The 4,364-nt window shown below is 67.0% G+C and carries 7 protein-coding genes; 5 read left to right on the top strand and 2 right to left on the bottom strand.

The genetic code is table 11. The features are described 5' to 3' along the window. The 3 genes from VFJ21_13290 to VFJ21_13280 form a co-directional block, all read left to right on the top strand. A partial coding sequence (locus VFJ21_13290; protein HET7408092.1) for a hypothetical protein occupies positions 1 to 936 on the top strand: 936 nt, incomplete at its 5' end. Further along, the gene (locus tag VFJ21_13285; GenBank protein HET7408091.1) at positions 926 to 2,188 is read left to right on the top strand and encodes a hypothetical protein; all 1,263 of its coding nucleotides are present in this window, start codon (positions 926 to 928) and stop codon (positions 2,186 to 2,188) included. The genes VFJ21_13290 and VFJ21_13285, both read left to right, overlap by 11 nt. Positions 2,189 to 2,256: 68 nt before the next feature. Beyond that, entirely contained in the window at positions 2,257 to 2,832 is a 576-nt protein-coding gene (locus VFJ21_13280; GenBank protein HET7408090.1) for a hypothetical protein, read from the top strand. 114 nt (positions 2,833 to 2,946) lie between these two features. Here the strand turns inward: VFJ21_13280 and VFJ21_13275 are convergent, their stop codons facing one another. Then, positions 2,947 to 3,168, bottom strand: a complete 222-nt coding sequence (locus VFJ21_13275; GenBank protein HET7408089.1) for a Flp family type IVb pilin — start codon at positions 3,166 to 3,168, stop codon at positions 2,947 to 2,949. A gap of 130 nt (positions 3,169 to 3,298) precedes the next feature. Continuing rightward, the gene (locus VFJ21_13270) at positions 3,299 to 3,472 is read right to left on the bottom strand and encodes a hypothetical protein (GenBank protein HET7408088.1); all 174 of its coding nucleotides are present in this window, start codon (positions 3,470 to 3,472) and stop codon (positions 3,299 to 3,301) included. Positions 3,473 to 3,530: 58 nt separating this feature from the next. Between VFJ21_13270 and VFJ21_13265 the strand changes: the two genes are divergently transcribed. After that, entirely contained in the window at positions 3,531 to 3,725 is a 195-nt protein-coding gene (locus tag VFJ21_13265) for a DNA-binding protein (GenBank protein ID HET7408087.1), read from the top strand. A gap of 99 nt (positions 3,726 to 3,824) precedes the next feature. Continuing rightward, positions 3,825 to 4,151 (top strand): hypothetical protein, encoded by a 327-nt coding sequence (locus tag VFJ21_13260; GenBank protein HET7408086.1) that lies wholly within the window; start codon positions 3,825 to 3,827, stop codon positions 4,149 to 4,151. The last annotated feature ends 213 nt before the right edge of the window (positions 4,152 to 4,364 follow it).

Below are 4,364 nucleotides of genomic sequence, written 5' to 3'. Positions count from 1 at the left end.
ACGACGCTGATCCACGTCGACCACGTGGTCCGGGTGGACGACCTCGGCGAGCACGTCCACTGCAACCTGTTCGTGGGCCGCCCGGAGTTCAACCTGACCCGCTCCGGCGACGTGGTGCAGGTCACCGCCGCCGACAAGGCGGTCCTGGGCATGGGGCAGGCGTGGCGGCCGTTGCACATCCCGAAGCACACCCCGAAGGTGGAGGCGATCCGCCGGATCCTGTCCGAGCGGATGGGTGAGGTCCGGTTCGATTTCCCGCACGGCATGGACAAGCCGGTCCTGCACCGCAGCATCAACATCGGCCGGATGGGCCGTCCGTGGGCCTACGCCGACCGGATCGCGGAGTCCATGGACTACCAGTTGTTCTACCGCGGGAACGTGGCCACGCTGCGGCCGTGGCCGCGGCGCCCGGTGTACACGTTCGACCCGTCTCAGGAGATCGTCGCGGCGGTGGAGACCGACATCCGGATGCGCGGGTTCAAGGACTTGGTGGAGATCCGCGGGCACCGGGTGCACGGGTCCAGGCGCCGGATCCGGGCGGTCGCGCGGCCGAACAAGTCTGAGCCGTTCTCGCCGGAGGAGCTCGCGTTCCACGACGTACCCGGTTTCCATGTGCGGCGGGAGACCCACCCACACATCCGGTCGGTGCAGGAGGCGCAGCGCAAGGCTGAGCGGATCCTGGAGGACCGGCAGGACGCGGTGGCTGGTGAGGCGACGCTGAACATTGTCCCGCTGGCGTTCCTCGAGGAAGGCGACAAGTACCGGGCGGTCACGACGGATGGGGATCTGGCGACGTTCCGGCTGCGGTCGTTCGCGTTCCCGATCGGCGTGTCCGGTGACGGTGGGGAGGCTCCGGCCATGTCGCTGAACTATCACGAGAGGCCGCCGCTGCATCCGCCGCACCACAAGCTCAGGAGGCACCACCGTGGAGCGTGAGCACGGCCGGATCGTGTCGGTGTCCACGGAGACGGTGGGCTCGACGCTGACCGCGGATGTGGCTGCTGGTGTCACGGTGCTGCCCGTGTACGACGCCGCGGCCTTCGACTCTGAGAACGGCGGCTCGGTGTCGGTCGGCGGCTCGGTGCTCGCCTACTCCACCGCAGACGACGACGCGAGCACGGTCACCCTCACGGACCCGCTGCCTGCCGCGGCGTCCGACGGTGACCGGGTGGACTGCTGGAACCCGCTGTACCAGGCGCCGTTCACGGTGAAGACGGCGATGGTGCAGCTCGACGGCGACGACGACAACCCCGACCCGATCGAAGCCACGGTGCCGCACTTCCTGGCCGACAAGCTCGCGGACGGTGACCGCGGAGGGCCGGGCGAATCCTGCACCCTGGAGTACGACGCGGACGAGGACGAGTGGCAGATCCTCGACGTGCGCGGGCTGGCTGGCGCGTCCGGCGCCGGGGTGAAGTTCTGCAACACCGACACCTACACGGTGGCCGTGGCCGGGGATCAGACAATCGCGCTCTCACACACTCCGCTCGACGGCAGCCTCGACGTGAAGTGGCACCCGCGCGGCCTTGGCGGCATCCCACTCACCTCCGCGCAGTGGACCCTCGACGGGTCGACGCTCACCGTGCCCGACCCGACCGGAGTGTTCGCCGCCACGGATCTCATCGACCCGCAGTACACCTACCGCGACGTCCCCATCGCGCCGCACATCATCCCTGACCCGGTAGTGCTGCAAGACCTCGGACTGGCTGGCCCCTACACCGTGGCCATCAGTGGTACGGGCACTACCTCGCCGGCCCCGAACGACACCCTGAGCGATAACGACGAGTCCACCTCGATCACCGTCGACCAGTACATCGGCCAAACGGGCATCACGAACAACTCCGTATCAGGGCACCTCCCGACCGGAGGAACTGTCGACACGAGCCAGGGCGCCGAATACTACGCACTCATCAAAGCCACCGGGGATGCTGGAGCCTGGACAGACTTCAAGATCGTCGTGGTGGGCGGCGGGACATCTTCAAGCGTTGATACAACGAAGCCGTCCAAGTCGACCACGCTCGGCACGATCTTCCCGATGGATGCCAACTGCGCCACGGCAGTCACGGCCGCCAACAACGGCTCCAGCGTGTCCGGCGCCGTCTACGTGCCCATCAACCGAACCAACCACGTCAACTCGGTGATCTCCGAGGCGCACATCATCGTGATCGTGCCCGGAACGGCGGACTGACCATGAGCGATCCAAGACTCCACGTCAGCGGCCTCTCCCCAGCCGGCGGCGTTGCGGGAAAGGTCCCGATGGTCAACGCAGACGGCACCGCCGTCGATTGGCAGACCCCGCCGAGCAGCGCGGGCGGAGGCGGTGCGGTCCTGCTCGCGTCGACCACCGTGACCGCATCCGGGCAAGCGGCGATCACCCTAAGCCCACTGCCAACCACGGGTTACAGGGACCTCCGCATCCGTGCCCGGCTCAGCAACGTAGGCGGAGCCATCCGCTATATCGCGCTGCGCTTCGGATCCGGCGGAGTTCTGGACACTGGAAACAACTACGGCGCTCAGAGCCAGTACCTCGTGAGTGGGGCATTCCACGCCTCCGCTGACTTCGGTCTGAACGCGTACTACCACCGTGGCGCGCTGCCCAACGACGGCTCCATGGTGGTGCTCGACGCCCTGGTCTACGACTACGCCACCACCGGGCTGGCCCGCGCTGTCAAGGCCACCTCCACCGCCACCTCGTCGGCCGGTCCCGTCTGGTCCGGTGGACAATGGAAGAACACCGCCGACGTCATCGACACCGTGCAGATCGTCAACTTGACGTCTGGCGAGAGCTACGCGGTTGGCTCGACCGCCGAGGTCTACGGCATTCCCGGCTGAGCACGCAAAGAGTGGGGGCCACCGCCTCTTGTCGAGGAAGCGACCCCCACTCGGGAAGTCCCGCCAGGCCCAACTGGGAAGATAGGCCCGGGCAGTGACGCGCAAGATGCTACATCAGCCAGTGGGGCACTTGTCCCCGGCGGCGTAGGTGCCGTAGTCGCCACCCGACAGCCCGTCGCAGGTGTGGGCAAACCCAGCCTTCACGAACTTACCGATGGCGAACACGATCACGACGATAATCGCGGCGATGGCGGCGACCAGGAGGCCGTACTCCACGGCCGAGGCACCATCCTCGCGACGGTCACGGCGCACAAGGCGCTGCATGAACTCAAGCATTGGAATCTCCCATGGGTGTTCCGACTGGGGGAACTTCCCCCGCTCAGGTAGGAAACACCCGCAGGAGACGCGCCGTACTCGAAATCGGCGAATCCCGGCCATTCGGACAGCCGTAGGTGACCCGAACGGGCTAGCCCTGACGCTGCCGGGGCAAGCGGACGACGGGCCGCAGCGTGTACGGCGCGAGGAGCGCGGTCAGTCCGAACGCTTCGATGCGGCGCTCGTAGGCGTGCTGCTCGCGGATCGCGGCGAGGCGGCGGCTGTAGGTTCCGGGCTTGCCAGTGTCCCCCGTTGCTCTTGTCATGTGACTAGATTCCGCGTGTTGCTCTCTCTTGTCAAGAGACTAGGGCAGAATGTCCGATATGAAGTTGCCACCGCTGGTCGGAGCCGCCGAGATCCAAGGCATGCTCGGCGTCTCTCGTCAGCGCGTGCAGCAGCTCATCAACACCCCGAACTTCCCGCGGCCGGTGTACGAGCTGCGCATGGGGAAGGTATGGCTTCGCTCCGACATCGAGACGTGGATGCAGGAGCGCAAGAGGAGGGCGGGACCGGCCTAACTTCGGGAGCTGGCCGGCCCCTACGCCGGGACGAAGCGACTCCACCGCACGCCCCGACGATCGGACGAACGTACAACGCGGCTCCACCACCCGCACCCGGTGGGCTGCCTGATCGCGATGGGAGCCGCGATGCTACTGACCGTCTGGGCGCTGCAACAGGTTGGAGTGATAACCGACGTGCCAGCCGGAGTGTGGAACGGAATCGGCGTCGTCGGCCTGATCGTGCTCCTGTTCTGGATGCTCGCCACTGGTCGGCTCGCCACCGCGAGGGAACTCCGTGAGAAGGACAGACGAATCGCGTTCCTCGAACGGGCCCTCACAGAGCGCGACAAGCAGCTCTCGCTCGTGATGGGCGAGTCGATCCCGGTCACCAGCACCGTCTTGAATGCGCTGCACCACGCCCTCGAAGGTGAGGCGAAGCCATGAGGCTGCCCTGGAAGCCGCACCCAGACGACATACGCGGGCGACGAGAGGCCCAGCGCAGGTTCCAGCGGGTCATGGCCGACTGGCCCGCCGTCGAAGCCGCTACGGGCACACTCCGCGAGCACCGGGTCCGCAACGCCATCTCGGAGCGTGCGTTCGCGCTGCGAGACAAGGGGGACCAGCGATGACCTGGCACACACTCGACCTGTGGCTCGT

This window comes from Mycobacteriales bacterium (assembly GCA_035690485.1).
In the GTDB taxonomy this organism is placed as follows: domain Bacteria; phylum Actinomycetota; class Actinomycetes; order JAFAQI01; family DASSKL01; genus DASSKL01.
The sequence above is the reverse complement of the archived record's forward strand: the minus strand, read 5'-3'. Positions and strand labels throughout refer to the sequence as shown.

Excerpts from the sequence above, each read along its gene's own strand:
- VFJ21_13280 (HET7408090.1), top strand. The coding sequence starts at position 2,257 with ATGGTCAACGCAGACGGCACCGCCGTCGATTGGCAGACCCCGCCGAGC.
- VFJ21_13265 (HET7408087.1), top strand. The coding sequence starts at position 3,531 with ATGAAGTTGCCACCGCTGGTCGGAGCCGCCGAGATCCAAGGCATGCTC.
- VFJ21_13275 (HET7408089.1), bottom strand. The coding sequence starts at position 3,168 with ATGCTTGAGTTCATGCAGCGCCTTGTGCGCCGTGACCGTCGCGAGGAT.
- VFJ21_13270 (HET7408088.1), bottom strand. The coding sequence starts at position 3,472 with ATGACAAGAGCAACGGGGGACACTGGCAAGCCCGGAACCTACAGCCGC.